We start from the raw sequence: 24408 nt of genomic DNA, 5'->3' as shown, positions 1-24408 counted from the left end.
GACAGTTGACCCTGTCACCTTTGTCATGCCGGAGGCATAAAGTTATGTGCATCTAACAAATTGGGGTTATAGGACAAAATGTGTGTCTCGGCGGAACGCCTGTCCTAGTCCAGCCAGAAGGTATACGGGTCCTTGTGGTGGAGCTCCTCCCAGACTACCCGGTCGCCCCACTCCGGGCCCCCGTCGTCGCGCTTGGGTGATGCCGAGTAGGTCCTGTAGAGCAGGTCGATGTCGTCGTCCGTTGGCATGGAGGCGAGGATTCCGCGCGCGTCCCTCGGGCTCTCTGTGTGCAGGTAGCACCACCAGAAGACCGCCTTCACGCGCCGCATGGTCGACATGCCGCGATGGTTCCTGAGCATGTCCCGGAGCTGCGCGTTGACCCCTCCCTCGATCGCGTTGTTGGTGCGCGGCAGCGGCCCCTCCGCCGTCAGTGCGGGGTCCAGGTAGGTGAAGAGGGTCCCCCGCGAGACGAGCCGCGAGAGCGAGGAGCGGGCCTTCCTGAGCCTCTCGTGGGTGAACTGGCGCCTCCCGTCGACGTACGAGACGTCCTCGAGGAAGTCGGCCCAGAACTCGCACCACTGCAGGTAGCGCTCAACCCACCAGTCGGCCTGGCGGAGCGTCTCGAGGTGCATCAGCTCGAGCGCGAGCGCGTAGAGCTCCCTGCCCGCCTGGAGCCTCGGGCGCGAGGTGGTGTAGCGCCTCACCTGGCAGAACGCGTGGAAGAGGCACCTCTGCACGCGCGTCCTCGGCCACGCGCGGCGCCTGGCCCTCTCGAAGCCCGTCCCGCCGTCGCACACCACCACGTCCGGGGCCGGGATCGGCGCCATCAGGGCCTCCCACGCCCTCGAGGTCTCCGACTGCGCCATGTACCACGACACGACGAAGCTCCCGTCGTGCGCGATCAGGACCACGAGGTCGCGGGCGAGCCATATCCCGTCGACGAAGAGCACCCTGCGGACCTCCCCGGTCGGCTCGGGCATGGGCCACACCCGCCAGAACCCGGCGGTCCTCCTCCTGAACGTGCGCCCCTGGCCGGGCATCGAGAGCTGGGTGTCCTTCGAGGTCAGCCACGCCAGGAACTCACCGAGCCTCGCGGCCGTGTCGTCGTAGGAGAGCGTCGTGGAGGCGCCGCAGGAGCCACACCTCCACCTCTGCGCGCCTGCGCTCGTCTTCCCGTTCCTCTTCATCGCCGCCCCGCAGGAGGGGCACCTGACCGCCTTCATCCGCGAACCTCGATTCCGCCGGGTTTAACGGTCGGATTTTCCGTCATCGACCTGCGGAAACGAGTTGCGAACGGACACACTTTCTGTCCGAGTGGTTAAATTCGCCACATGGATTTAAGGCCGAGAAAAAGGGGCATCGACCTGCGTCGATGCCCCTGAAACGGACACACATTTTGTCCTATATCCCACAAATTGAGTTGCATTCGTCTAACCTCTACGTCCAGATAGTTTACTGTTTCTAACAGATGAAGGCGGACGTGAGGGGCGACGCGCGTGATGATCGACAAGCGGCTCATCGGCATCGTGCCGGGGAGCATGAGGTACGTGGGCGTGAGCGTGGCCCTCCAGTGGGCGTCGCTCGTGGCCAACATGGGGATGGTGCTCGCCATCTGCCGGACGCTCTCCGCGCTCCGGGCGGGCACGGCGGGCGAGAAGGACCTCGTGCTTCTCGCCGTCTGCGTGGTCTCGGCGGCCGTCGTGCGCGGGCTTGCCGCCATGGGCTCCGCGCGCATGGGGTTTCTCGCCAGCCGCGAGGTCAAGCGCACGCTGCGCCATCGCATCTATGAGAAGCTCCTGCGCTTGGGGCCGAGCTACCGCGAGGACGTGCGCACCTCCGAGGTCGTGCAGGTGGCCGTTGAGGGATGCGACCAGCTCGAGACCTACTTCGGCGCGTACCTGCCGCAGTTCTTCTACGCCATGCTCGCGCCGCTCACGCTCTTCGTGGCCCTCTCCTTCGTGAACGTTCCGTCTGCCGTGGTGCTGCTCGTGTGCGTACCGCTCATCCCGGTCGCCATCGCAGCGGTGCAGACCTGGGCAAAGAGGCTGCTCGGCCGCTACTGGGGCCAGTACACCGAGCTCGGAGACACGTTCCTTGAGAACCTCCAGGGCCTCACCACGCTCAAGGTCTACCAGGCCGACGAGTTCAAGCAGGCGGAGATGAACGAGCAGGCCGAGAAGTTCCGGCGCATCACGATGCGCGTGCTCACGATGCAGCTCAACTCCATCACGATCATGGACCTCGTGGCGTATGGCGGGGCGGCCGCCGGCGTGGCGGTGGCGCTCTCGCAGATGGCCGCCGGCGCGATTGACCTGGGAGGGTGCCTTGCCGTCATCCTTCTGGCGGCGGACTACTTCATTCCCATGCGCCAGCTGGGGTCGTTCTTCCACGTGGCGATGAACGGCATGGCCGCGAGCGAGAAGATCTTCCGGCTGCTGGGCCTGCCGGAGCCCCCGGCGGGCGGGGAGGCATTCCCCGCGCGCTGCGACGTGCGCGCACGCGACCTGCGCTTCTCCTACGACGGCGAGCGTGAGGTGCTGGGCGGCGTGAGCCTGGACGTGCCGGCCGGCGGCTTCGTTGCCGTGGTGGGCGAGTCCGGCTGCGGCAAGTCCACGCTCGCGGCGCTCCTTCTGGGGCGGCTGCGCGGGTATCGCGGCTCGCTCACGGTGGGCGGCGTGGAGGTCGGCGCGCTCGACGCGGCCGACCTGCTCGCCCACGTGACCTACGTGGGGCACGAGAGCTACCTCTTCAAGGGGACGGTGCGCGAGAACCTGCTGGTCGCAGCTCCTGGTGCGAGCGACGATGCGCTGTGGTCCGCACTCGAGGCCACGCGCCTGGCGCCCTTCCTCCGCGGTGAGGACGGGCTGGACACGATGCTCGCGGAGCGCGGCTCCAACCTCTCGGGCGGGCAGCGCCAGCGCCTCGCCATTGCCCGGGCGCTCCTGCACGAGACGCCGGTCTACGTCTTTGACGAGGCCGCCTCCAACGTGGACGCGGAGAGCGAGGACGCCATCATGGGCGCGGTGCGCGGCCTGGCGGGGCGCGCGACGGTGATCCTCATCTCTCACCGCCTGGCGAGCGTGATGGGGGCCGACAAGATCCTCGTGCTCGACGACGGGCGCGTGGCAGAGTGCGGGCGCCACGACGAGCTCGTCGCCGCCGGCGGGCGCTACGCCACGCTCTGGCGTGCCCAGCGCGAGCTCGAGGACTACGGCGTCGTGACAAAGGTGACAGGGTCGTCTGTCACGACGGAGAGGGGGAGCGCATGAGGGTGATGCTTCGGCTCGTGGGCCTGGTGCGCCCGCTCGCGGGATTCATGGCGCTGGCGATCTTCATGGGCCTTCTCGGCCACGTCTGCGCGGCGGCGATCACGGTGCTCGGCGGCTACGGCGCGCTCGCGGTGCTCGCAGGCGCCGCCGCCGGCCCGCTTGCGGGCCTCGTCGGGGCGATGGCGGCCTGCGCCGTGGCACGCGGGCTTCTCCGCTACGGCGAGCAGGCGTGCAACCACTTCATCGCGTTCAAGCTGCTCGCGCTCGTCCGCGACCGCGTGTTCCGCGCGCTGCGCCGGCTTGCCCCGGCCAAGCTCGAGGGGCGCGACCGCGGCGACCTCATCTCGCTCATCACCTCGGACATCGAGCTCCTCGAGGTCTTCTACGCGCACACCATATCACCGGCGGCGATCGCGCTGCTCTTCTGCGCGGGCGCCTGCGCCTTCATCGGAAGCTTCCACCCGCTGCTCGCCGTCGTAGCCGTGGCGTCGTATCTTGCCGTGGGCGTGGCGTGCCCGCTCGTCGCGGCGCGCCTCGCCGGGGACGCCGGTGCGCGGTTCCGCGCCGGAGCGGGCGAGCTCTCGAGCTTCGTGCTGGAGGGCCTGCGCGGCCTGGACGAGGTCCTGCAGTACGGCGCGGGCGCGGATCGCCTGGCCCAGATGGACGAGCGGTCTCGCGCCCTCGCCTCGGACGAGGAGCGCATGAAGCGGGCCGCCGGTCGCGCGACGGCGCTCACCAACACGGTCATTCTCGCCTGCGACCTGGTCATGCTGCTCGCGGCGGCGGCGCTTCACCGCGCCGGCACCGTGGGCTTTGACGGGGTGCTCATCCCCGTGCTCGCGCTCATGGGCTCGTTCGGCCCGGTCGTGGCGCTCGCGAACCTGGGGTCCACGCTGCAGCCCACCCTCGCGGCGGGGGAGCGCGTGCTCGCCATCCTGGACGAGGAGCCGGTCACGCCGGAGGTCACGGGCCGGGCGCGCGTGGGCTTCGACGGCGCCGCGGCGAGCCACGTGGGATTCTCCTACGGGGGCGAGCGCGTGCTCGCGGACGTCTCGCTCGAGGCTCCCGCAGGCAAGATCGTGGGCATCACCGGCCGCTCCGGCTCGGGCAAGTCCACGCTCCTGCGCCTGTTCATGCGGTTCTGGGATGCGGACGAGGGGAGCGTCTCCGTCTCCGGGCGCGACGTGCGGGGCGTGGACACCGCCAACCTGCGCGAGCTGGAGTCCCTCGTCACGCAGGAGACCCACCTCTTCCACGACAGCATCCGCAACAACCTGCGCATCGCGCGGCTCGACGCCACGGACGACCAGATCGAGGAGGCCTGCCGCAAGGCATCGGTCCACGACTTCGTTATGAGCCTGCCCAAGGGCTACGACACCCCGGTCGGAGAGCTCGGCGACACGCTCTCCGGCGGCGAGCGCCAGCGTCTGGGGCTCGCGCGCGCCTTCCTCCACGACGCGCCGTTCATGCTGCTCGACGAGCCCACGAGCAACCTCGACAGCCTGAACGAGGCCGTCATCCTGCGCGCGATAGCCGAGGAGCGCGCCGGTCGGACGGTCCTTCTCGTCTCCCACAGGCCGTCCACGATGCGCATCGCCGACACCGTTGTCAGCGTCGAGGACGGGAGGGTCTCATGACAAAGGTGACAGGGTCATCTGTCATGAAAAAGCGCGAGCGCGAGAAGCGCATGGTGTCCGAGATGATCGCGCTCTACTGTCGCAGGCGCCACGGCACGCGCGGCGGCGCGCTCTGCCCGGAGTGCGCCGAGCTCGCCAAGTACGCGCGCAGCCGCAGCGACCGCTGCCCCTTCATGGAGACCAAGACCTTCTGCTCCAACTGCCGCGTGCACTGCTACAAGCCCGAGATGCGCGAGAAGATCCGCGAGGTCATGCGCTTCTCGGGGCCGCGCATGATCTTCCATCACCCCGTGGCGGCCATCCGCCACGTCATGGAGACCAAGGCCGAGAAGAGACGACTTTCCAGGGAGGATGCATGAACGTCAAGAAGGTGCTGCTCGTTGCGCTGGGCTGCGTGGGGCTTGTTCTGGGGGCTGTGGGAGCGGTGGTGCCGCTGCTGCCGGCGTTTCCGTTTCTCATGCTTGCGGCGTTCTGCTTTGCCAAGAGCTCCGAGCGGCTGCACACGTGGTTCACGAGCACCAAGCTCTACAAGAAGAACCTCGAGAGCTACGTGAGGGGCCAGGGCATGGACTGGGCCGCCAAGATCCGCGTGATGGTCACGGTGACCATGCTCATGTCCATCGGCTTTGTCATGATGCATCAGGTGCGCGTGGGGCAGATCGTCCTCGCGTGCGTGTGGGTGTTCCACATCCTGTACTTCTGCTTCGGCGTGAAGACCCGCCGCGTCCCCGCCGAGGCGTAATGGGTCAAAAGGGGACAGTCCCTTTTGACCCATTTGGCGGGCGAGAAGAACGTGAGCTCGTAAGGGGGTTGCCATGATCAACGTCGTTATCGTCCTGGCCGTGGTGGCGGTCGTCCTTCTCGCCGCCCGTCGCTACCTGCGGACGCTCCGTCAGGGCGGCTGCGGCTGCGGGTGCTCCGGCGGGGGAGAGTCCCACGTCGCGCGCCCGACGGTTGCCGACACCAACGAGGCGCACTACCCCTACTCGGCCGACCTCACCGTCGAGGGAATGCGCTGCGAGCACTGCCTCGCGGCCGTGGAGACCGCGCTCGACGGCATCGGCGGCGTGTGGGCGCGTGCGAGCCTGCCCGACCGCGTGCGCGTGCTCTCCAAGGACCCGATCGACCCTGCGGCGCTGGCCGCAGCCGTGGAGTCCGCCGGCTACCGGGTGACCCAAGGGTGATTCAAAAGGAGACGCCCCCCTTTGAATCACCCGACGCGCTATGATGGCAGGATGCTATTGCGGCAGTGCGCGTGCGGGGAGGAGACTCGATGAGGCAGTGCATGGATGCGGCGAACCTCCACAGGCGCCTGCACAAGATCATCGGCCAGGTGCAGGCCATCGATCGCATGGTAGACGAGGACGTGCCGTGCGAGGACATCCTCTCGCAGATTAACGCTGCGAAAAGCGCCCTGCATCGGTGCGGCCAGGTTGTGCTCGAAGGGCACATCCAGCACTGCGTGCGCGACGGCATCGAGCACGGGGACGCGGACAAGACCGTCGCCGACTTCACCAAGGCCGTCGAGCGCTTCGCCAACATGATCTAGTGCCCCAGCTGAAAAAAAGAACTTCGGCTTGACCCCTCTTCCTCAAAGCGATATACCCATAGGGGTATAGGTATCAAAACGCGCCGGCGAGAAGGACGGGGACGCTCATGATCGAAGGCCTGGAGAAACTGCTGGCGTGGGGCGGAACCAGGCGCGACATTGCCTTTCTCGCCGTCTCGGGCGTGGCACTCGTGCTCTCGCTCGCGGGCGTCGAGCCGTTCCCGTTCTCGATCGCGTGGGTGGCCATCATCCTGTGCGGCGTGCCCATCATCCTAGAGGCCGTCATCGGCCTCGTGACCGAGTTCGACGTCACGGCCGACGTGCTCGTCTCGCTCGCCCTCATCGCGAGCGTCTTCATCGGCGAGGACTTCGCTGCGGGCGAGGTCGCCTTCATCATGCAGCTCGGCGGCCTGCTCGAGGAGCTCACCGTGGCGCGCGCCCGTGCCGGCATCGAACGGCTCGTCCATCTGACGCCGCGCACGGCACGGCGCATCGCCCGCGCGTCCGCCGAGGGGGCCGAGCCGCGCCCCGTGGCGGAGGAGACCATCGCGGCGGAAGCCGTTCAGGTGGGCGACATCCTGCGCGTGCTGCCCGGGGAGGCCGTGCCCGTAGACGGCGTCATCGTCTCCGGTCAGACCTCGGTCAACCAGGCGGTCATGACCGGCGAGAGCCTGCCGGTGGACAAGGGCCCGGGGGATGAGGTGTCGTCCGGCACGGTCAACCAGTTCGGCTCGTTCGACATGGCCGCGACACGCGTGGGCGAGGACTCGTCCATCCGGCGGATGATTCGCCTCGTGCAGTCGGCCGACGCCGGCAAGGCCAAGATCGTGAACCTCGCCGACCGCTGGGCGGTGTGGATCGTCGTCATCGCCCTTGTGGCAGCAGTTCTCACCTATCTCGTGACGGGCGAGATAATCCGCTCGGTCACCATCCTCGTCGTCTTCTGCCCGTGCGCGCTCGTGCTCGCCACGCCCACAGCCATCATGGCGGCGATCGGCAACGCCACCAGGCACGGCTTTCTGGTGCGCGAGGGGGACGCGCTCGAGCGCCTGGCGCAGGTCAGGCGCGTGTGTTTTGACAAGACGGGCACGCTCACCACGGGGGAGCCGCAGGTGGTTTCCGTGTGCGCGGGCGAGAAGGACGTGAGCGAGGACGCGTTGCTCGCGGTTGCTGGCGCGGCCGAGAAGCGATCCGAGCACCCCCTCGGGCGCGCCATCGTGGCCGCGGCCACGGAGCACGCCGGAGCGGCGCCGAAGGACCCGACGTCATTTGCCATGGTGCCCGGTCGCGGCGTGGTGGCCGAGGTGGGCGGGCGCACGGTGTACGCCGGCAGCGCCGCGCTGCTGGCGGAGCACGGTCTGGCTATACCGGACGCGCTGGGGAGGCGCGTGGACGCTGCGCGCGCCGAGGGGGCAACGATTACCTATCTCGGCTGGGGCGACGCGGCAGCGGGGTTCATTGCGCTCGCCGACCGCGTGCGCGAGAACGCCACCGCTACGCTTTCGGCAGTGCGGGAGACGGGCGTGGAGCCGGTGCTCCTCACGGGGGACCACGAGGCGGCTGCCGCCCACGTGGCTGCCGAACTCGGCATCACCACCTACAAGGCCGCCTGCCTGCCCGAGGACAAGCTCTCCTTCATCGATGACTCGGAGCGCGCGGGCAAGGGAGTTTGTATGGTCGGCGACGGCGTCAACGACGCGCCTGCGCTCAAGCGCGCGCTCGTGGGCATCGCCATGGGCGGCATCGGCAGCGATATCGCCGTCGACGCGGCGGACATCGCACTCGTGAACGATGACATCGCCGAGCTACCGCACCTCCTGCGCCTCGCGCGCCGCATGATGACGACCATCAGGATCAACCTGACGTTCTCGATGACCCTCAACTTCATCGCGATCGCACTTGCCATCTCGGGCGTCCTGAACCCCGTGGTGGGGGCGCTCGTGCACAATGCGGGGTCGGTGCTCGTCATCGTCAACTCCGCGCTTCTACTGGGATGGAAGCCGCGCGTTCGGTAAGGCTGCTAGGGGCGGTATTCGGCCTAGCGGCGAGCTTGATGATTGACGCTTACGAGGCGTCGCTGTAGAAGCATCCGTTACCACCGGGCGAGAAACGCGAGCGTCTGGGTGAAGGCGTCCTCGCGGCTTTGCCGGCATGCTTCGGGGTGGGCGCGCTCGACGCGGAAGAGCTTGAGCGAGGGTGTCTCCATGGGCACGAGGATGTGGCTCGCGTACTCGTAGGAGCGTCGCGTGATCTCGAAGGGATGGGCGTGCTTGGCGAGGCGCTGCTCGACGATCCGACAGGCCTCGTCGCTCGGCCACATGGCGTCATGCGAGGGGCTGGCGAGAAGGACGGGCCCGTTGATGCGCTCCACGGCAATCCAGGCCTCCTTGGGCGCGCGCTCGACGATCCGCTCGTAGACGAAGCGCATGTCGAGCTGGCGCTCGGTGACGATGCGGCGGATGATGCCGAGGTAGGGGAGCCTCCCGCCGCCCCGCGCGCAGGGCACGGGCTCGCCGCGCCAGGTCCAGCTCGAGCGGTCGCTCAGACCCTTGCCGGCAAGGCTTTTGTTGCCGGTGATGCCCGGCATGGCGCAGGCGAGCGGGGAGATGGCGACGACGCAGGTGATCTGAGGCATGAGCGAGGCGGCGAGAAGCGCCAGCTCGCCGCCCTTGGAGATGCCGTAGATCCCCACGCGGTCAAAGCCACGCTGCCGGAGATAGGCGACGGCACGCTCGATTGGCTCGATCGACACCTCGATGAGCTCATCGGGGAGTCCCGGCACGTTCCAGTAGCACAGGCCGAGCGCGGCGATGCCCTCCCGTGCGAAACGCGCACCGAGGTTGCGCGGGATGTTCTCGTTGCCCTCGCTGCCGCCGAGCACGATGAGCGCCTTGCCGGAGTACGCTTCGACGTGCCGCTCCGGCAAGTGGAGGAATCCGAAGAAGCCGTCTTGCTCGACGGTGAACCGCTCCATGTCTCCACTTCCCAACGACAGGCCCCACAGCGGACCGATTGATGCTTCCTAGAGACGTCGAGCGCTTTCTGCGGCCAGCGCGATGGTGGTGCCGTTGTGCAGGAGCGCCGAGGTCTGGGGTCGGATGATGCCGACGATTCCCGCAGCGAGAAGCGCCGAGTTGATGCCCATAACCGCGGTGAACGAGCGGTCGAGGCGCCCCATGAGGGAGCGGCTGAGCGCGTGCAGGCGCACGATGGCGTCGAGCCCGCCCGCGGCGAGCGTGACGTCGGCGACCTCCTGCGCGATGGCGGTGCCCGTGCCCATGGCGATGCCCACATCGGCGGCGGAGAGCGCCGGCGCGTCGTTAACGCCGTCACCCACCATGACGACGCGTTGTCCGCGAGCCACGAGCGCCTCCACGTAGGCATGCTTGTCCTCGGGGAGCAGGTCAGCCCGGTACTCGGTGATGCCCGCCTCGGCGGCGATGCGTGCGGCGGTGCGCTCGTTATCGCCGGTGAGCATGATGATGTGGCCGATGCCCTGTGAGCGAAGTGCCGCAATTGCCTCGGGCACTCCTGCCTTTAAGGGATCTTCGATGCCGAGCACGCCCACCAGCTTTCCGTCTTGGGCGAGGTAGAGCGGTGAGAGGCCTTCGAGGTCGCCGTCGATGCGCGCCTCTGCCTCGGGGGCGACTTCGACGTGCTCGTCCTCCATCACGAAGTGGCGACCACCGATGACGATGCGCTTGCCATCGAGCGCCGATGCGATGCCGTGCGCCACGATATAGGCGACCTCGGCATGGCGTTCGCGATGCTCGAGGCCGCGCGCGGCGGCGGCCGCCACCACGGCGCGCGCCACGGGATGCGGGAAATGCTCCTCCAGGCAGGCCGAGGTGCGCAGCACCTCGTCCTCGGTCCAATCGGGCACGAGGGCGAGCACGCGCGCGACCCGGGGCGTCGCCTCGGTGAGCGTTCCCGTCTTATCGAACACGATGGTGTCGGCGGCGGCGATGGCCTCGAAATGCTTGGCACCCTTGACGGCCATGCCCTCGTGCGCGCTCTGGCTCATGGCGGCGAGCACGCTGATGGACGACGTGAGCCTGAGGGCGCAGGAGTAGTCGACCATGAGGGCGGCCGATGTCTTGGCAAGGCTTTTCGTGGTCGCCGCCACAAGCCCCGCAAGCAGGAAGTTCCACGGCACGAAGCGGTCCGCGAGGTGCTCGCGGCGCGTCTGGATCTCGCTTTTGAGCTGCTCGGAGGCTTCAACGAGATTCACGATGGAGCGGAGCTTGGTCGATGCGGGCTCGGCGCCCACGCGGATGACGATCTCGCCCTCTTCAACCGCGGTGCCGGCGAAGACGTCGTCGCCGGCCATGCGCTCGACGGCAAGCGGCTCGCCGGTGAGTGCCGCCTGGTTGACCATGGCCGCACCGCGTACCACCACGCCGTCGACGCACACGGGCATGCCGTCGCGCGCCACGACGAGGTCGCCCGCGCGGAGACTCTGGGCGGGCACGGTGACCTCCTCGCCGTCCTCGAGGCGCCGGGCGTTTTGGGGAATGGCCATGAGGGAGCGAATGAGTTCGTGCTCTGAGCGTTCACGAGTGGCGTCCTCGAGGACCTCTCCCAGGTCGAGGAGGAACATGGTGCTCGCCGCGGTTTTGGGGTCGCGCTTGACAAACGACAGACCGATGGCCGTGGCGTCGAGTACCGGCACATCGAGGCGGTGCCGCATGAGCGAGGTGAGGCCGGCGCGAAGAAACCCGAGGTAGTGAAGGCCGGCCCATACCGCCCTCAGTGCGGGCGGGAGGAGCCAGCGGCGGATGAGATGGTTGCCCACTAGGCGGATGATGCTGCGCGCGGCGGACGGGACCGCGGGCGCGAGCGCCGTGGGCGCCTGGGCGCGCGCCGCATCGAGCTGGACGCGGCTGAGCTCGTTCAGCCGATCGAGCAGGGCGGTTCTTGCAAGGGCGTCGCGGTACCAGATGGCGACCGAGCGAATGCGCGGGTAGGAGCGCACGCGCTCGACGCCTGTCCACGAAGAGAGCGAGGTCTCGAGGGCGAGGGCGTCGGACGCGTCAAGGTGATCGGCAAACGTAAGGCGCAGCCGCCCCGGCACCTCGTGTTCGATGACGTATCGCACGGGCGCGCCTACGCCTTAGCGGGGACGGTCTCTGCGGCGGTATCCGACGCGCTGTCTTCCTCGTCCTCGACGCCGTAGACGGTTTCATTGAGATACGCGGCTTCGGCGACGATGTCGTCCATCTCGGCGCGTGCGCGTTCGACGGTGTCTTCACAGGCCTGCTTCGCGCGCAGCCCTGCCGCGACGGCTTCGACGTAGACGCGTTTCGCCCCGTCGCTCGTAAGCACCTTGGCGCCAACAGACCCGATCAGTACGCCCGCTCCCAAAAGCAGGCCGTGCGTCCCCTTGAGAAAGCCCAGAGTACTCATGCAAAACTCCTCTCTGCGCACAACAGTACGCCTTGGTAAACAATTTCAAGTTAACTGTAGTTCACTTTGAGGAGAGGAGTGGTGTGATTTGTGAATTGGGAAGAACTTGCCGCCAAGAATTCGAAAGAATGCGGCGGCTGGTCGCATTCATGGCGGAGCGCTTTCCCGGCGGGCGGCTAGCGTTCGATGTGGCGAGGGAGAACCGCCGTCAAGCTGATGCTCAAGACCTGGGTGAAGCAGACGGGCATCGCGGACATCGGCGCGTACTTCTCCGTGAAGGATGCGCAAGCGTAGTTGGAGCCCTGGTTGCCGCTGCTCTCCGTTTCCAGTTGCGGGTACATGCAGGGCTAACAGAAGCTCAAGGTGCCGGGCGTGCCGCCCGTCCACCGCCTTCTTGCCCGGTTCGTCGACTGTCGCTGCATTTGCGGGTCGTTCGCGTGGATTTCAAAGAGACTCCCCGATAAGCGATCCACAGACGATCGTGACGGTCTACATATAGTATAGGTCCGGTGGTGATTAGGCGAGCAGGCAGATGAGCATCGCAGTGAACATGATCGTGAACACGAGGTTGCTCCACCCGCCGAAGAGAATGCACCGCGCTGGCTGCGGCACGCGCATCCACACGAGACCTAAAAATCGTCCCTGTGGGCTTCTCGCAGGTCAAGGGCTATTCCGTTTATGTCCTGCTGTATAACATAGCGGCAAAAGCTGTCATCGTTAATGTGGGCGGCAACAAGCTGTCTTAACTGCGGGTCGGTCAAGCCGGGATTATATTGCTTCATAATCGTTGCGCCCATGGTGTCCACGATAGCGTTTGCGGTCTGCACCTGCTTCACTGCCACGCCGTTCACATAGATTTCAAGGTCAGCCATGAGCCGGGGAAAATCCGGGTGCTCCGCCAGCGAGACGCTCTCCGACATCCGTCAGTCCAAGCGGCTCGCCACGGCCTACGGGGTGACGCTCGACGAGCTCATCTCGTTCGACCTCGACGTCGCCCAGGTAGAGGAGGCCATCGAGCGCACGAGCGACGAGGTCACGGAGAAGGTCGACTGGAGCGCCTGGGCCAAGAGGTACCCCATCCTCGCCCGCTACCAGGGCGAGGTCAACGTGCCCCTCTACGCCCGCCGCATCCGCCAGATGCTCGACGAGCTCAAGGCCGAGCGCGGCTACTCCGAACTCGACGCCATGCTCGCGCTCAAGGACATCCTCTACCAGGTCTGGAAGCAGGCCAAGGCGGCGGGCGCGAGGTAGTTTCGCCGGGCGAGAAGAACGCCCTCAATTCAGTAATCAACTTAATTAATGCTATAGGCGAGAAGAACGACCGCGCATGCACCGCCACCAGCGATTTTGCACATTCCCGCGAGAACCTGTCGACAACCTCTCGGCGCTCCGCGCGAAGCGTCGCCCCGTGTTCCAAAGCGTCTCATGCCGAGAAGAGCGCCCGGGGCCCCCGATGTGGGAAACTCCCGCACGCCGCCCTTATAATGGGGCGCACGGGACGAGAAGAGCCGCGCGACCATGCGCTGGCCTAAGCGCGCCCGCCTCCAACGGCGCCGCCCGGGCAATGTCCCCGTCGAAAGGATCCAGATGATCACTCATACGCTCGGCACGGGCACGCGGACGGCGGTGCTCTTGCACGGGGGCGGCCTCTCGTGGTGGAACTACCGGGCAGTCGCCGACCTGCTCGCCGCCAACGGGTACCGTGTCGTGCTCCCCGTGCTCGACGGACACGCCGGCTCGGACCGACCGTTCACCTCGATCGAGGACAATGCCTCCGAGCTCGTTGCCTTCATCGACCGCGAGCTCGGCGGGCGCGTCGACGCGCTCGGCGGCGTCTCCCTCGGGGCGCAGGTCGCTCTCGAGGCCCTTGCGCAGCGGCCGCGGATCGCGGAGCGCGCCGTCATCGAGAGCGCGCTCGTGCTCCCCATGCGCGCCGCCCGCGCCCTCGTCGCGCCCGCCGTCGCCCTGAGCTACCCGCTCGTGCGGCGTCCCTGGTTCTCGCGGGCGCAGTTCGCGAGCCTCCACCTCCCCAAGGAGCTCTACGAGTCCTATTACCGTGACAGCTGCGCCATATCAAAGCGGGACATGATCGCCTTCATGCGGGCGAACAGCTCCTACCGGCTGAAGCCCGAGCTCGCAGGCTGCGGGGCGCGGGCCACCATCCTTGTCGGCGGGAAGGAGCCCCGCATCATGGTGCGCTCGGCGCGCGCCCTGGCTGAGGCCATGCCGGGCAGCACGCTTGTCGAGCACCCTGGCTGGCGGCACGGCGAGGCGAGCTTGTGGCATCCCGGGGTCTATCTCGAGGCGCTCGAGGGTCGTCCATAAGCAAGCGCCCGAGCACCGCTACGGCAGATGCAAGGCGTTGCGTATCAAAATTGGACGAGAAGAACGCCCGCGCGGCGCCTCCCCGGGCAGGCAGCCCAAAAGACAGTCCCCACGGGCGGACCTCCGTACATGCCTCAGTATTGACCAATGTTCAATAGAGGTGTACGATCCCTCCCGAGGAGGTGGCCGCCGTGACCAGAACCGTGATGGACCCCGGGGAGCGCCGGCGCGAGCTGCTGGCGTGCGCCATGAGGCTCTTCGCCGAGGAGGGCTACGACAACGTGTCCGTGCGCGCCGTGGCGCGCGCCGCGGGCGTGGCGCCGGGGCTCGCCTACCACTACTTCGACTCCAAGGAGAGGATGTTCGCCGAGGCGATCGGGGACTACGCTCGCCGCTGCGCCGAGGGGATAAACGCCATCCTGGACGAGGAGGGCCCCTCGCTGGACGAGAGGCTCGACCGCGCCGTCTCCCTCGCGTCGGGCCACGCTTCCTTCCCGCACGAGGCGTACTTCCACGCCGAGGGGCACGGCGCCCTCCACGACCGGCTCTCGCTCGCCATGTGCGAGGCGGTGCGGCCGCACCTGCGCGCCGCGCTCGAGGCCGACGCCGCCTCGCGCGGCTCATCGGCGCCCGACGCCGACGAGCTCGCCGCGATCATGACCTACGGCGCGGTCGGCCTCGCCTCGGGTCCGGGCATGCCGGACGGGGCCGCGGCCGCCGCTGCCCGCCGCTACCTTTGCGCACTTCTTGCCGAGTTTCGCTCGGCGGGCGCCGCCGACTAGGGATCCCGCCCCGGCTTCGGCCGGGGCTCTTTTCGGCCGATTGTATTGAACAATGCTCAACAGAAAGGACACAAGATGGACGAGAAGAACGCCGAGCTGCTGCGCTCGCGCTCCCGCGCGGCCTTCGACGCGCAGGCGCCGACCTACGACACCGGGACGGAGGGAGAGCACGCGAGGCGCCTCTACCCGCACGTGCTCGCGGAGGTGAGGCGCGCCGTGGCGGGTGGCCCAGCCCCGCGCCTGCTCGACCTGGGCTGCGGCACGGGCTCCCTCGCCGCGCTGGTGCTCGAGGGGGTCCCGGGCGCGCGCCTCAGCTGCGTGGACCTGTCGCCGAGGATGGCCGAGGCGGCCCGCGCGCGCCTGGGAGAGCGGGCCGACGTCCTGCTCTGCGACGCCGAGCGCCTGCCCTTCCGCGACGGCTCGTTCGACGCCGCGTGGTGCAATGACTCCTTCCACCACTACCCGGACCCCGAGCGCGCGGCATTCCAGGCGTGGCGCGTGCTCGCGCCCGGCGGCACCTTTATCATCGGTGACGCGTGGCAGCCGGCACCGGCCCGCGCGATCATGAACGCGTGGATGCCCCACTCGAAGGAGGGCGACGTCCGCATCTACTCCGAGGTCGAGATGCGCCGCATCCTCGGCACCTGGTTCAGCGACGTGTCCTGGCGCCGCGTGGGCTCGGCCGCCTGCGTCGCCGTCGCGCGCAAGGGTGCCTGAGGAGCGATATAATCGGCGCATCGGAGATGAAAACACGACCCCGTTGGGTAGTCGGGGTGCGGGCGCCGCCCGTCAGTAACCTGCCTCCTTGGTTGTCCCTTCTCCGCGTGGCTCTCACATAAAGGAGGAATTTGCCATGCGGAAGACAACCGTGTCCTCCACCCTTACCGTGTGCTTCGACGGCCAGTTCTGGGTGGGGATCGTGGAGCGCGTCGAGGACGGCGCCCTGAGCTCGTGCCGCGTCGTGTTCGGCGCCGAGCCCTCGAACGAGGAGGTCCTCGACTTCGTGCTCAGGGAGTGGGCGAGGCTACCCCTCGGCCCCGCCGTCGCCTGCGAGGAGCGGGCGATGGCGAGAAACCCGAAGCGCCGTGCACGCCAGGCCTCCCGCGAGCTGAAGCAGCGCGGTCCCTCGACGAAGGCCCAGGTCGCGCTCGCCGAGCAGCGCGAGGCCCTGGCGCAGGAGTCCGCCGCCCGCGACAAGGAGCGCAGAGAAGAGGAGAGGCGCCGACGCTTCGAGCAGAGGCATGAGAAGGCGAAGCGGAAGCGTCGGGGACGCTAGCGGGCCAATCGGGCGGACGGGAAGCGCAAGACAGTGCTGTTATACCGCGTGCGCCATATGGCTTCTGACTTCACCCGCGTCGTCCTGTAGCTGCTCGTGAAGAAGGAAGCCGCCATGGACCGCTCGCGCATAGACGCCCACCGACCTCTCGCCCTGAATCTCCACCATTCGTGTTGCGGCAGCCAGGGCAGATTCATCGAATTGCGCCAATGGGCTACTGGAACTTGCGGTGATTGACTAGTAGAATATGCGATAATCGACCAGTATAAAGTAAACGCCCCAGGAAAGCGGTCAACATGATCGAGCGTGAGATGACGGCAAAGCTGCTCGAGCTCTCCGAGCAGTATCCCATCGTGTCGATTACCGGTCCCAGGCAGAGCGGTAAGAGCACCCTTGCCAAGAGCTCCTTCCCCGACTATGAGTACCTATCCTTCGAGAATCCTGATGTCCGGAGTTCGTTCGAGGATGATCCGGTGACCTTTCTCAGACGTCATGGGTCGCACGTCATCTTTGACGAGGCGCAGCGTGTTCCGGAGCTCTTCTCGTATCTGCAGGGAGTCGTCGACGAGTCGGGACAGCTCGGGCAGTTTGTCATCACGGGCTCTCAGAACTTCCTGCTCATGAAATCTGTCAGCCAGTCGCTTGCGGGCAGGGTCGCGCTGTTCACCCTCCTCCCGCTTTCTCAGTTCGAGCTTGCCGCATCGGGCAAATTGCCGTCGACACTACAAGAGTGGTTGTTCAGGGGTGGGTACCCGCGCCTGTACGATGCCGTCCGCGACCCGCGAGACTTCTTTCCCGATTACGTGCAGACGTATCTCGAGCGCGATGTCCGTGCCGAGCTGGGCGTGAGAAACCTTGCCGGCTTCCAAAGCTTCCTGCAGCTCTGCGCGCTGCGGTGCGGGGAGCTGCTTAACGTGAGTTCGCTGGCTGCCGACTGCGGCATCTCACCCACCACGGCCCGCGAATGGCTCTCCATTCTCCAGGCGAGCCACATCGTGTTTCTGCTGCGCCCGTATTATTCAAACCGCACGAAGCGACTCGTGAAGTCACCTAAGCTCTATTTCCATGATACTGGGTTGGCGGCGCATCTCATAGGGCTCGAATCCGCCGACGACCTGTATGAGGATGAGGCAACGGGTCGGCTCTTCGAGTGCGCGGTCGTTGCCGAAGTATCGAAGCGCCTGTATGCGCGCAAAAGGACGCCGCGCCTCTCGTTCTGGCGAGACGACCACAAGCAGGAGATAGACCTTCTCATTGAGCGGGGGAGAGATGTCGCTCGAGCGGTGGAGTGCAAGTCCTCCGCGACATATCGCAGCCGCTACTTCGAGACGCTCAACCGCATTGCCGGCGAGCGCCTGGAGCTCGATGCCAAGCGGCAGGCCGTGGTATATGGTGGTGCGGAGTGTCTCTCCACGCGGATGGGGGAGCTCGTTTCGTGGACGGAGATGGAGCGGCTGCTTTCGTAGCATGGATGACGTCGTCCACTTGTCATCAGACGACCACGAACGCGAGCATCGCGGCGAACATGACCGTGAAGACGAGGTTGCTCCACCCTCCGAAGAGAATGCACCGCGCCGGCTGCGGCACGCGCATCCACTCAAGGCCGAGAAAGCTCGTGACCAGCGGCGTGAGGACGACAAACCACGCGGGAAAGACCGTCTGTCCCAGCGCTATGGCAATGCCGAGCACAACAAAGCCCAGGTACATGGGCACGGTGGCAAACCGCATGACAAACATGATGTTGCCCGCGATCTCGTCGTACAGTTCTTCTCGCCCCGCCTTGGCGATGACGGAGAGATAGACGTACTGAGCGTGATAGGCGCCGCCGCAGATGAGGGCGAAGGCGAGCAGCACCGCGGCCAGCCAGACGAGCCAGTCCATCTCGCCGCGCGCCGTGAGCGCGAGCCCGGCAAAGCCGAGCACGTACAGGAACGCGGCGATCGGCCCAAGTACCCCTCCAAGCCGCGCGCGGCCGGCGGGCACGTCGCGCATGATGCGCATATACGGCCTGAGCGTGCCGTCCATGTCGTAGGCGCCGGGCGTGAAGTAGAGCAGCATGTCCCCGGCAAACATGAGAATCGAGCCCAGGAGTCCCAGGGCGAGAAGTACGAGTGTCAACGGCATGGCGCCTCCCATCCATCGTGGGCGTCAGATGGCCCCGGAGCCCTCTCGGCTCCGGGGCCTCAGCTTGAGCCATTACGCCTCGACGAGGCTCCTTGCGGCCGTCTCGAGTTCGGCGATGGCATCGTCATCGGGGGCCTCGTTGGCGATCACGGTGCAGACCACGTTCACGCCAGCCCCCTCCGCGTCTGCCCGCCAGGCCTCCATCCACTCGCCGGTGCCCCAGCCGTAGCTGCCGAACAGCGCCACGGGCTTGTCGCCCAGCGCGTCGCGGCACGCCTCCCAGACGGGCTCGAACTCGTCGGACTCAAGCTCCTCGGCGCCCATGGCGGGGCAGCCAAAGGCAAGCGCGTCATAGCCGGACACATCCTCTGCCGAGAAGTCCGCGACGGGCACGACACGAGCCTCGGCCCCTGCTGCGGCGACGCCCGATTCGAGCGCACGGGCCATCTCCTCGGTGTTGCCCGTTCCCGTCCAGTACACGATTGCGATGTTCTTGCTCATGGAAGTCTCCCTCCGTCGTGCGGGCTCGGCCGCCCTTGCTATGCCGTTGCCATCCGAAGAAGCCCCCGCAGGGGCGTTCCCTCGGAGTAGAGCCTCCTGATCCTGAGCTCCTCGCGCTCGAGCTCCTTGAAGCGCCGCAGCGCCTCGTCCACGTCTCCGTAGACCTTCCAGCGTCCGCACGCCCGTGCTCCCTGGCCCCCGTCCGACATGAAGCCGTCGACGTCCTCGATGGGGTAGCCGAGGACAAAGCCGATCTCATGGGGAAAGGGGGTCCTGTCGTTGTAGTAGGCGCGCAGGCGACGCCTGAGCTCTCCCATGAGCGCCCCGCTTCGAGAGGGGAGGTGGTTCTTGGCGAGAAACTCGTGCGCCCCCGCGTCGGAGAGAAGACGCCGGATGCGGCGCGGACGCCAGACGAGCAGCATCGCCCGCCCTTCTCGCCATCCCAGCAGGGAAGCGCGCACGCCAAAGCGTAGGAGGTGCCACGCGTAGGTCCCGATGAGGGTCTTTACGCGGAGGCGGCACATGGACGTCGGACGCGCGGCATCGTCGGGCGGCATCCGGAAGCCAAAGACTGCGGCCGGCTTGCATCCCGCAAGCACGATGCCCGCCTGACAGACGAGGCAGCGCACGAACCTCGCCTCAAGACGCTCGTGAGGCGAGGCGTCGCTGGCGTCAACGGCAAGACAGATGTCCATCCCCTGACCCATACGCCTCCAATAGTTAGCTGTGTCTAACTCTGTTGAGCATAGAGTAAACCATAGCTAACATATTGTCCATGATCCGAAAGGGGACTGTCCCCTTTTGGATCACAGCGTCCAGTCTGCGCTCTGGGTCTGCAGGCGGACCATGCGGGCGAAGAGGCCGCCCGCGGCGAGCAGCTCCTCCGGAGAGCCCTGCTCGGCCACGCGGCCGTCCTCGAGCACCACGATCTTGTCCGCGCTCATGACGGTGCGCATGCGGTGGGCGATCACGATGACGGTCTTGCCGGCGAGCAGGCGCGAGAGCGCCTCCTGGACCTGCGTCTCGTTCTCCACGTCCAGGCTCGCCGTTGCTTCGTCCAAAAGCACGACCGGCGCGTCCTTGAGCAGCGCGCGGGCGATTGAGATGCGCTGGCGCTCGCCGCCGGAGAGGCGCGCGCCGTTCTCGCCGATCATCGTGTCGTAGCCCTGCGGCAGGCGGCTCACGAACTCGTCGCAGTTGGCCGCGCGCGCCGCGGCGAGCACCTCCTCGTCGGTGGCGCCGCGCCGACCCAGGCGAATGTTGCCCATCACCGTGTCGTCGAAGAGCAGCACGTCCTGGAAGACCACGGAGAAGTCGCCGAGAAGGACCTCGGGGTCCACGGCCGCCACGTCAACGCCTCCCACGGCAACGTGCCCCGCGTCGGCATCCCACAGGCGCGCTGCCAGACGGGCGCAGGTGGACTTGCCGGAGCCGGACGGACCCACGAGCGCCGTGACCTCGCCCTCGCGCGCCGTGAACGTCACGCCGTCCAGGACCTTCTCGCCACGATCGTAGGAGAAGGACACGTCCTCGAAGGCGACGTCGTGCCCGGCAGGCTCATACGTCTCGCCGCCCTCGGCGAGCGGCTCCTCGTAGAAGCTCTTCATACGTGCCGCAGCGGTCTTGGCAGAGAAAAGCTCGGCTATGAGCATGAGGCACTGGTCGAAGGGCGCGTAGATGCGGCTCACCACCAGAAGGAACGCGAAAAGCGTCATGAACGTGCAGGAGCCCTCCAGGATGAGCGCCGCGCCCACGAGGACCGTGGTGGCGAGGCCCAAGCGCAGCACGATCTGGGCGCCGTTGACGGCGATGCCGCAGGCGATCTCCGAACGGGCGGCCTGGCGCTCCGCGGCGTCCACGTCGGCGTGGATGTGCTCGAGGTAGCGCCCCTCCTGGTTGGTAGCGCGCACCTCGCGCACGCACTCGAGCGCCTCCTGGATGTCCTCCGAGGTTGCAAGGCCGCGCATGCGCGTGGCCTCCATCATGGGCTGGAGAGCGCGGCGCGCGCCGAAGAGGATGGCGAGCCCCACCGGGCAGCTCCAGAGCGACGCGAGCGCGAGCCGCCAGTCAAAGGAGAACAGGCAGACGGCCGCCACGGCGAGCGTGATGTAGGCGCCGTAGAGCTCGGGCAGCACGTGGCTGTAGGCGTGCTCGGTGGTCTTGACGTCGGTCATGAGGGTCTCGGTGAGGTCGGCGAGGTCGCGGCGGCCGAAGAAGCCCAGGGGCAGCTTGCGCAGGCGCTCGGCGAGGCCGATGCGCTGCCGGCCGCTCTCCTTGTAGATGACGCCGTACTGGTAGTAGTAGGCCCAGTACTCCGCCACGAAGAGCGCGACGGCAAAGGCGACGAGGCCAGCTGCGTACGGGAGGAGGTCCGGCAGCGGCGCGCCCTCGGTGAGGTGCGCCACGAGCTCGCTCATGAGCAGGTAGAGGGCACCCACGCCGCCAAACACCACGAGGTTCGAGGCGGCGGTCCACACGGCGCCGAGCTTGACATTGCGCATGCCCTCGTCGGTGAGGGCGTACTTCTCCTGGATACTCATCTACTCCACCTCCGCGGCGCTCGTGATGCGCCAGCTCACGGACTTCTCGTAGTCGGCCCACATGCGGGCGTAGAGGCCGCCCGCCGCCAGCAGCTCGTCGTGCGTGCCCTGCTCGACCACGCGCCCGGCGTCGAGCACCACGATCTTGTCGGCGTTCCGCACCGTGGAGAGGCGGTGCGCGATCATGAGGACGGTGCGCGGCGAGCCGTCGCGCCCGCGGGCGAGTCGCTTGAAGGCGGCCTGGATCTTGACCTCGTTCTCAGGGTCGGCGAAGGCCGTCGCCTCGTCGAGCACCACCACCGGAGCGTCCTTCAGAATCGCGCGGGCGATCATGAGGCGCTGCACCTCGCCGCCGGAGAGGTGGGTGCCGCCTGTCCCCACGAGCGTGTCGGCGCCCTGGGGGAGCTTCTCCAGGATGTCCGCGCACTGGGCGGCCTCGAGGGCGGCGAGCGCCTCCTCGCGAGTGGCCTCGGGGCGCGCGGCGCGCACGTTCTCCAGGATCGTCTGGCGGAAGGGCCGGTTGGCCTGGAAGACAAAGGCCACACGGTCCATGAGGTCGTGCGGGTCCATCTCGCGCACGTCCACGCCGCCGAGCGTCACGCGTCCGGCGCCCACGTCCCAGAAGCGAGGCACGAGGCTCGCCGCCGTGGTCTTGCCGCCGCCGGAGGGGCCCACGAGCGCCACCGTCGCGCCGGCCGGCACCTCAAAGCTCACGTGGTCGAGCGCCGGAGCGTCCACGCCCTCGTAGGTAAAGCTCACGTCCTCGAAGCGGATGGCGTTGCCCGCGGGCGTGCGAGGTGCGACAGGGGCGGAGATCACGGGTGCGGCCAGCACCTCCTCGACGCGCGTGACCGCGTCCGCGGCGGACTGGAACGCCTCGGACATGAACATCACGCGCGTCATGGCGGTGGGAATCACGGCCGAGAAGATCGCGTAGAACGCGACGTTGGCCAAAAAGCGCGCAAAGTCCCCCTCTCCGGGCGCAACGAGAATCGCCGCCGGCACGAGGAAGATCGCGACTCCGTTGATGATGGTGAGCGAGAGCGACTGCGGCGTCTGGCACCACTTTACGGCGTAGTCCTGCGCGAGCCGCGTGAACTCCTCGATGGCGTCATGGAACGCGCGGAAGCTGTAGACCGTCTGCTGGAAGACCTTGACCACGGGGATGCCGCGCACGTACTCGGTGCCGGTCTTGTTCATCTTGACGAGCGACTCCATGTAGCGCGTCATGAAGTCCATGCCACGCCCGCCCATCATGTAGAACATGCAGCCGAGCGAGATGATCACCGCGACAAGGCACGCGAGACCGAGTCGCCAGTCAAAGACGAAGAACAGCACGAGCATGCCGACGATCATGGCAATGCTGCCTGCGGTGTCCGGGAGCTTATGGGCGAGAAGACCCTCGGTCTCGGCGGCGCAGCCGTCCACGACGCGGCGAAGCGCGCCGCTCGCGTGCGTGTCGAAGTAGCCGAGGCTCGCGTGCATGAGGTGGTCCGTGGTGCGCTTGCGCATGTTGGACGCGCAGCGGAAGGCCGCGAGGTGCGTGCACATGAGCCCGGCGAAGTAGATGAGGATGCTCGCGGCCGCAAGGCCGAACGCCCACCAGCCGTACGCTGCGATGCCAGTGGCCGCGCCCCAGTCGGGGGCCACGGCGATGAGGTCGCGCGCCACGAGCCAGACGCAGACGTACGGGCCAAAGCTCACGAGCATCGAGACTGCCGAGAGCGCGCAGCCCAGGTACGTGAGCGCCTTGCGCGGACCGGCGAAGGCGAGCAGACGGCTCACGGCGCCCTTGCCGCGCACGTCACTCGCCTTGGTTGCTTGAGTGTCAGACATCGAAGCCTCCTTGCCCTCGTGTCTTGATTGGCATTCCGCCGCACCGTATCATGGGATCCGTTACTTGTTAGCTACGGTTAACTAACTGTGGACGATTCCTCAAGGGAGGCGGACGAACCCTCAAGATGACGGGCATGGGCGACATTCCCCGCGAGCTCGTCGCGCTCTTCGAGCCGCAGGTCGAGCAGCTCGGCGTGCTCCTCGAGCGCCGGGGCGGCATCTGGGTGGGGGAGGCGCGGGGCTCCGTGGCGACAGGCTCGATGTGGCTTTGCGCGCCTATGCCGCACTGCCTCGTGCTCTGCCACGACGTCACCCCGCTTGAGGACATGCCGCTCTTCGAGGGGTCGCTCGGGTCGTATGCCTGCGCCTGCACGATGGGGGACGACGCGGTGGCGTGCTCACGGGACTGTGGCCTGCCGATCAGGCTCGTCGGCGCCGGGGGCGGCGCGCGCCGTCCGCATGACGAGGTTGCCACGTTCGTTGAGCACGGCCCCCGCTCGCTCTCGAGTCGCCTGCTCGCCGACCACGTCTACCGCTCCCGCTCCATCATCTGTCTGCCCGACTTCTTCGACGAGCTGGATCGTAGCTATCCGGGGGAGTTCGGCGGGCTCTTCTCGGCGTTTGACGGCGCCTGGGGTCCCGAGTCCAAGGGGGCGATTCGTCATGCGCTCGACAGCTTACCCGCGAGTCCTCCGCTCGGCCCCGGTGGGTCGCTCGGGCTTCTCTCGACCGTCACCTCCCTCGTGGCGTCTCTGGCGGCGGACGAGAAGGGCTTCGGTCAAGACGAGGGTGCGCTGGTGAGCCACGCGAGGAGGCTCCTGTCGGCTGCGGTCGAGGAGGGTGACGCACCACCTTCCGTCGACGCGCTCGCGCGCAGGCTCTACGTGAGCCGGTCGCGGCTCTGCGACGCGTTCAGGCGCGAGATGGGACAGAGCGTGGGCGCATATGCGCGCCAGCTGCGGATGGAGCGCGCGTGCCGACTCCTCGGGGACGGGGATCGTAGCGTCTCCGAGGTCGCCGTCCTTCTCGGCTACCCGAGCCCCTCGGCCTTCTGCCACGCCTTCTCTGACTTTACGGGCATGCCCCCTCGTGCATGGAGGGAGCGCGCTGCGATGGAGGATGGCGCACCTACCCGATGTACCCGATGAGCGTATGGCCTCCTC

General features: G+C 67.3%; 24 protein-coding genes. 14 read left to right on the top strand and 10 right to left on the bottom strand.

The annotated features are described in order from the left end of the window. Positions 1-104: 104 nt before the first annotated feature. Positions 105-1223 carry an IS1249 family transposase gene (locus BQ7391_RS10075; protein WP_075279029.1) on the bottom strand — a complete coding sequence of 373 codons (1119 nt, stop codon included), beginning with the start codon at positions 1221-1223 and terminating at the stop codon, positions 105-107. Positions 1224-1499: 276 nt separating this feature from the next. On the opposite strand from BQ7391_RS10075, the gene BQ7391_RS10070 reads away from it, so the two are divergent. The 7 genes from BQ7391_RS10070 (at position 1500) to BQ7391_RS10040 (ending at position 8470) form a co-directional block, all read left to right on the top strand. After that, on the top strand, positions 1500-3269 hold the full coding sequence (locus BQ7391_RS10070) for an ABC transporter ATP-binding protein/permease (protein WP_075280490.1): 1770 nt from the start codon (positions 1500-1502) through the stop codon (positions 3267-3269). Then, entirely contained in the window at positions 3266-4906 is a 1641-nt protein-coding gene (gene cydC / locus BQ7391_RS10065) for a thiol reductant ABC exporter subunit CydC (protein WP_328586776.1), read from the top strand. The genes BQ7391_RS10070 and cydC overlap by 4 nt, the downstream gene beginning before the upstream one ends. After that, positions 4903-5265 (top strand): nitrous oxide-stimulated promoter family protein, encoded by a 363-nt coding sequence (locus BQ7391_RS10060; RefSeq protein ID WP_075280489.1) that lies wholly within the window; start codon positions 4903-4905, stop codon positions 5263-5265. The genes cydC and BQ7391_RS10060 overlap by 4 nt, the downstream gene beginning before the upstream one ends. Beyond that, complete coding sequence (locus BQ7391_RS10055; protein ID WP_075280488.1) at positions 5262-5648, top strand: YbaN family protein; 387 nt, start codon at positions 5262-5264, stop codon at positions 5646-5648. The genes BQ7391_RS10060 and BQ7391_RS10055 overlap by 4 nt, the downstream gene beginning before the upstream one ends. A gap of 73 nt (positions 5649-5721) precedes the next feature. Next, complete coding sequence (locus tag BQ7391_RS10050) at positions 5722-6090, top strand: heavy-metal-associated domain-containing protein (RefSeq protein WP_075280487.1); 369 nt, start codon at positions 5722-5724, stop codon at positions 6088-6090. A gap of 89 nt (positions 6091-6179) precedes the next feature. Continuing rightward, positions 6180-6455 carry a metal-sensing transcriptional repressor gene (locus tag BQ7391_RS10045; RefSeq protein WP_075280486.1) on the top strand — a complete coding sequence of 92 codons (276 nt, stop codon included), beginning with the start codon at positions 6180-6182 and terminating at the stop codon, positions 6453-6455. A 107-nt stretch (positions 6456-6562) separates the two neighbouring features. Further along, positions 6563-8470: a heavy metal translocating P-type ATPase gene (locus tag BQ7391_RS10040; protein ID WP_075280484.1), complete on the top strand. Its 1908-nt coding sequence runs from the start codon at positions 6563-6565 to the stop codon at positions 8468-8470. A 77-nt stretch (positions 8471-8547) separates the two neighbouring features. Here BQ7391_RS10040 and BQ7391_RS10035 read toward each other — a convergent pair whose 3' ends face one another. The 4 genes from BQ7391_RS10035 to BQ7391_RS10020 form a co-directional block, all read right to left on the bottom strand. After that, positions 8548-9429 carry an acyl-CoA thioester hydrolase/BAAT C-terminal domain-containing protein gene (locus tag BQ7391_RS10035; protein WP_075280482.1) on the bottom strand — a complete coding sequence of 294 codons (882 nt, stop codon included), beginning with the start codon at positions 9427-9429 and terminating at the stop codon, positions 8548-8550. A 48-nt stretch (positions 9430-9477) separates the two neighbouring features. After that, complete coding sequence (locus BQ7391_RS10030) at positions 9478-11553, bottom strand: heavy metal translocating P-type ATPase (RefSeq protein ID WP_075280480.1); 2076 nt, start codon at positions 11551-11553, stop codon at positions 9478-9480. 8 nt (positions 11554-11561) lie between these two features. Further along, positions 11562-11861, bottom strand: a complete 300-nt coding sequence (locus tag BQ7391_RS10025) for a DUF6110 family protein (protein WP_083662194.1) — start codon at positions 11859-11861, stop codon at positions 11562-11564. Positions 11862-12490: 629 nt separating this feature from the next. After that, a complete protein-coding gene (locus BQ7391_RS10020; protein WP_235858660.1) occupies positions 12491-12733 on the bottom strand; it encodes a hypothetical protein in 243 nt (80 codons plus the stop codon). Between BQ7391_RS10020 and BQ7391_RS10015 the strand changes: the two genes are divergently transcribed. From BQ7391_RS10015 to BQ7391_RS09990, 6 genes are all read left to right on the top strand, one after another. Next, positions 12732-13112, top strand: coding sequence for a hypothetical protein (locus BQ7391_RS10015; protein ID WP_075280478.1), 381 nt, complete (start codon positions 12732-12734; stop codon positions 13110-13112). The two genes, BQ7391_RS10020 and BQ7391_RS10015, sit on opposite strands and share 2 nt — an antisense overlap. A 336-nt stretch (positions 13113-13448) precedes the next feature. Further along, the gene (locus BQ7391_RS10010; protein WP_075280477.1) at positions 13449-14186 is read left to right on the top strand and encodes an alpha/beta fold hydrolase; all 738 of its coding nucleotides are present in this window, start codon (positions 13449-13451) and stop codon (positions 14184-14186) included. 191 nt (positions 14187-14377) lie between these two features. Then, entirely contained in the window at positions 14378-14968 is a 591-nt protein-coding gene (locus BQ7391_RS10005; RefSeq protein ID WP_075280475.1) for a TetR/AcrR family transcriptional regulator, read from the top strand. A gap of 75 nt (positions 14969-15043) precedes the next feature. Next, positions 15044-15685, top strand: a complete 642-nt coding sequence (locus BQ7391_RS10000) for a class I SAM-dependent methyltransferase (RefSeq protein WP_075280473.1) — start codon at positions 15044-15046, stop codon at positions 15683-15685. Between the two features lie 136 nt (positions 15686-15821). Then, entirely contained in the window at positions 15822-16244 is a 423-nt protein-coding gene (locus tag BQ7391_RS09995) for a YjdF family protein (protein WP_075280472.1), read from the top strand. 296 nt (positions 16245-16540) lie between these two features. Further along, a complete protein-coding gene (locus BQ7391_RS09990; protein ID WP_075280470.1) occupies positions 16541-17710 on the top strand; it encodes an ATP-binding protein in 1170 nt (389 codons plus the stop codon). 25 nt (positions 17711-17735) lie between these two features. On the opposite strand, the gene BQ7391_RS09985 is transcribed toward BQ7391_RS09990, so the two are convergent. The 5 genes from BQ7391_RS09985 to BQ7391_RS09965 all read right to left on the bottom strand — a co-directional run bounded on the left by BQ7391_RS09985 (position 17736) and on the right by BQ7391_RS09965 (position 23245). Next, positions 17736-18368: a DUF6796 family protein gene (locus BQ7391_RS09985; protein ID WP_075280469.1), complete on the bottom strand. Its 633-nt coding sequence runs from the start codon at positions 18366-18368 to the stop codon at positions 17736-17738. A gap of 72 nt (positions 18369-18440) precedes the next feature. Beyond that, a complete protein-coding gene (locus BQ7391_RS09980) occupies positions 18441-18869 on the bottom strand; it encodes a flavodoxin (protein WP_075280467.1) in 429 nt (142 codons plus the stop codon). A 38-nt stretch (positions 18870-18907) separates the two neighbouring features. Further along, positions 18908-19576 (bottom strand): DUF3793 family protein, encoded by a 669-nt coding sequence (locus BQ7391_RS09975; RefSeq protein ID WP_075280466.1) that lies wholly within the window; start codon positions 19574-19576, stop codon positions 18908-18910. 99 nt (positions 19577-19675) lie between these two features. Continuing rightward, complete coding sequence (locus tag BQ7391_RS09970) at positions 19676-21409, bottom strand: ABC transporter ATP-binding protein (protein WP_075280465.1); 1734 nt, start codon at positions 21407-21409, stop codon at positions 19676-19678. Continuing rightward, on the bottom strand, positions 21410-23245 hold the full coding sequence (locus BQ7391_RS09965) for an ABC transporter ATP-binding protein (RefSeq protein WP_075280464.1): 1836 nt from the start codon (positions 23243-23245) through the stop codon (positions 21410-21412). A gap of 134 nt (positions 23246-23379) precedes the next feature. On the opposite strand from BQ7391_RS09965, the gene BQ7391_RS09960 reads away from it, so the two are divergent. Further along, entirely contained in the window at positions 23380-24393 is a 1014-nt protein-coding gene (locus BQ7391_RS09960) for a helix-turn-helix domain-containing protein (protein WP_235858659.1), read from the top strand. Positions 24394-24408 lie beyond the last annotated feature (15 nt).

It is taken from the genome of Thermophilibacter provencensis (assembly GCF_900128445.1).
Classification (GTDB): Bacteria; Actinomycetota; Coriobacteriia; order Coriobacteriales; family Atopobiaceae; genus Thermophilibacter; species Thermophilibacter provencensis.
Note: the sequence above shows the minus strand (reverse complement) of the source record. Positions and strands in the feature narration are given on the sequence as shown.

What these genes read in the sequence shown, in the direction of transcription:
- BQ7391_RS10075 (WP_075279029.1), bottom strand. Translation starts at nt 1,223, where the DNA reads ATGAAGGCGGTCAGGTGCCCCTCCTGCGGGGCGGCGATGAAGAGGAAC.
- BQ7391_RS10070 (WP_075280490.1), top strand. Translation starts at nt 1,500, where the DNA reads ATGATCGACAAGCGGCTCATCGGCATCGTGCCGGGGAGCATGAGGTAC.
- cydC (WP_328586776.1), top strand. Translation starts at nt 3,266, where the DNA reads ATGAGGGTGATGCTTCGGCTCGTGGGCCTGGTGCGCCCGCTCGCGGGA.
- BQ7391_RS10060 (WP_075280489.1), top strand. Translation starts at nt 4,903, where the DNA reads ATGACAAAGGTGACAGGGTCATCTGTCATGAAAAAGCGCGAGCGCGAG.
- BQ7391_RS10055 (WP_075280488.1), top strand. Translation starts at nt 5,262, where the DNA reads ATGAACGTCAAGAAGGTGCTGCTCGTTGCGCTGGGCTGCGTGGGGCTT.
- BQ7391_RS10050 (WP_075280487.1), top strand. Translation starts at nt 5,722, where the DNA reads ATGATCAACGTCGTTATCGTCCTGGCCGTGGTGGCGGTCGTCCTTCTC.
- BQ7391_RS10045 (WP_075280486.1), top strand. Translation starts at nt 6,180, where the DNA reads ATGAGGCAGTGCATGGATGCGGCGAACCTCCACAGGCGCCTGCACAAG.
- BQ7391_RS10040 (WP_075280484.1), top strand. Translation starts at nt 6,563, where the DNA reads ATGATCGAAGGCCTGGAGAAACTGCTGGCGTGGGGCGGAACCAGGCGC.
- BQ7391_RS10035 (WP_075280482.1), bottom strand. Translation starts at nt 9,429, where the DNA reads ATGGAGCGGTTCACCGTCGAGCAAGACGGCTTCTTCGGATTCCTCCAC.
- BQ7391_RS10025 (WP_083662194.1), bottom strand. Translation starts at nt 11,861, where the DNA reads ATGAGTACTCTGGGCTTTCTCAAGGGGACGCACGGCCTGCTTTTGGGA.
- BQ7391_RS10015 (WP_075280478.1), top strand. Translation starts at nt 12,732, where the DNA reads ATGAGCCGGGGAAAATCCGGGTGCTCCGCCAGCGAGACGCTCTCCGAC.
- BQ7391_RS10020 (WP_235858660.1), bottom strand. Translation starts at nt 12,733, where the DNA reads ATGGCTGACCTTGAAATCTATGTGAACGGCGTGGCAGTGAAGCAGGTG.
- BQ7391_RS10010 (WP_075280477.1), top strand. Translation starts at nt 13,449, where the DNA reads ATGATCACTCATACGCTCGGCACGGGCACGCGGACGGCGGTGCTCTTG.
- BQ7391_RS10000 (WP_075280473.1), top strand. Translation starts at nt 15,044, where the DNA reads ATGGACGAGAAGAACGCCGAGCTGCTGCGCTCGCGCTCCCGCGCGGCC.
- BQ7391_RS09995 (WP_075280472.1), top strand. Translation starts at nt 15,822, where the DNA reads ATGCGGAAGACAACCGTGTCCTCCACCCTTACCGTGTGCTTCGACGGC.
- BQ7391_RS09990 (WP_075280470.1), top strand. Translation starts at nt 16,541, where the DNA reads ATGATCGAGCGTGAGATGACGGCAAAGCTGCTCGAGCTCTCCGAGCAG.
- BQ7391_RS09985 (WP_075280469.1), bottom strand. Translation starts at nt 18,368, where the DNA reads ATGCCGTTGACACTCGTACTTCTCGCCCTGGGACTCCTGGGCTCGATT.
- BQ7391_RS09980 (WP_075280467.1), bottom strand. Translation starts at nt 18,869, where the DNA reads ATGAGCAAGAACATCGCAATCGTGTACTGGACGGGAACGGGCAACACC.
- BQ7391_RS09975 (WP_075280466.1), bottom strand. Translation starts at nt 19,576, where the DNA reads ATGGGTCAGGGGATGGACATCTGTCTTGCCGTTGACGCCAGCGACGCC.
- BQ7391_RS09970 (WP_075280465.1), bottom strand. Translation starts at nt 21,409, where the DNA reads ATGAGTATCCAGGAGAAGTACGCCCTCACCGACGAGGGCATGCGCAAT.
- BQ7391_RS09965 (WP_075280464.1), bottom strand. Translation starts at nt 23,245, where the DNA reads ATGTCTGACACTCAAGCAACCAAGGCGAGTGACGTGCGCGGCAAGGGC.
- BQ7391_RS09960 (WP_235858659.1), top strand. Translation starts at nt 23,380, where the DNA reads ATGGGCGACATTCCCCGCGAGCTCGTCGCGCTCTTCGAGCCGCAGGTC.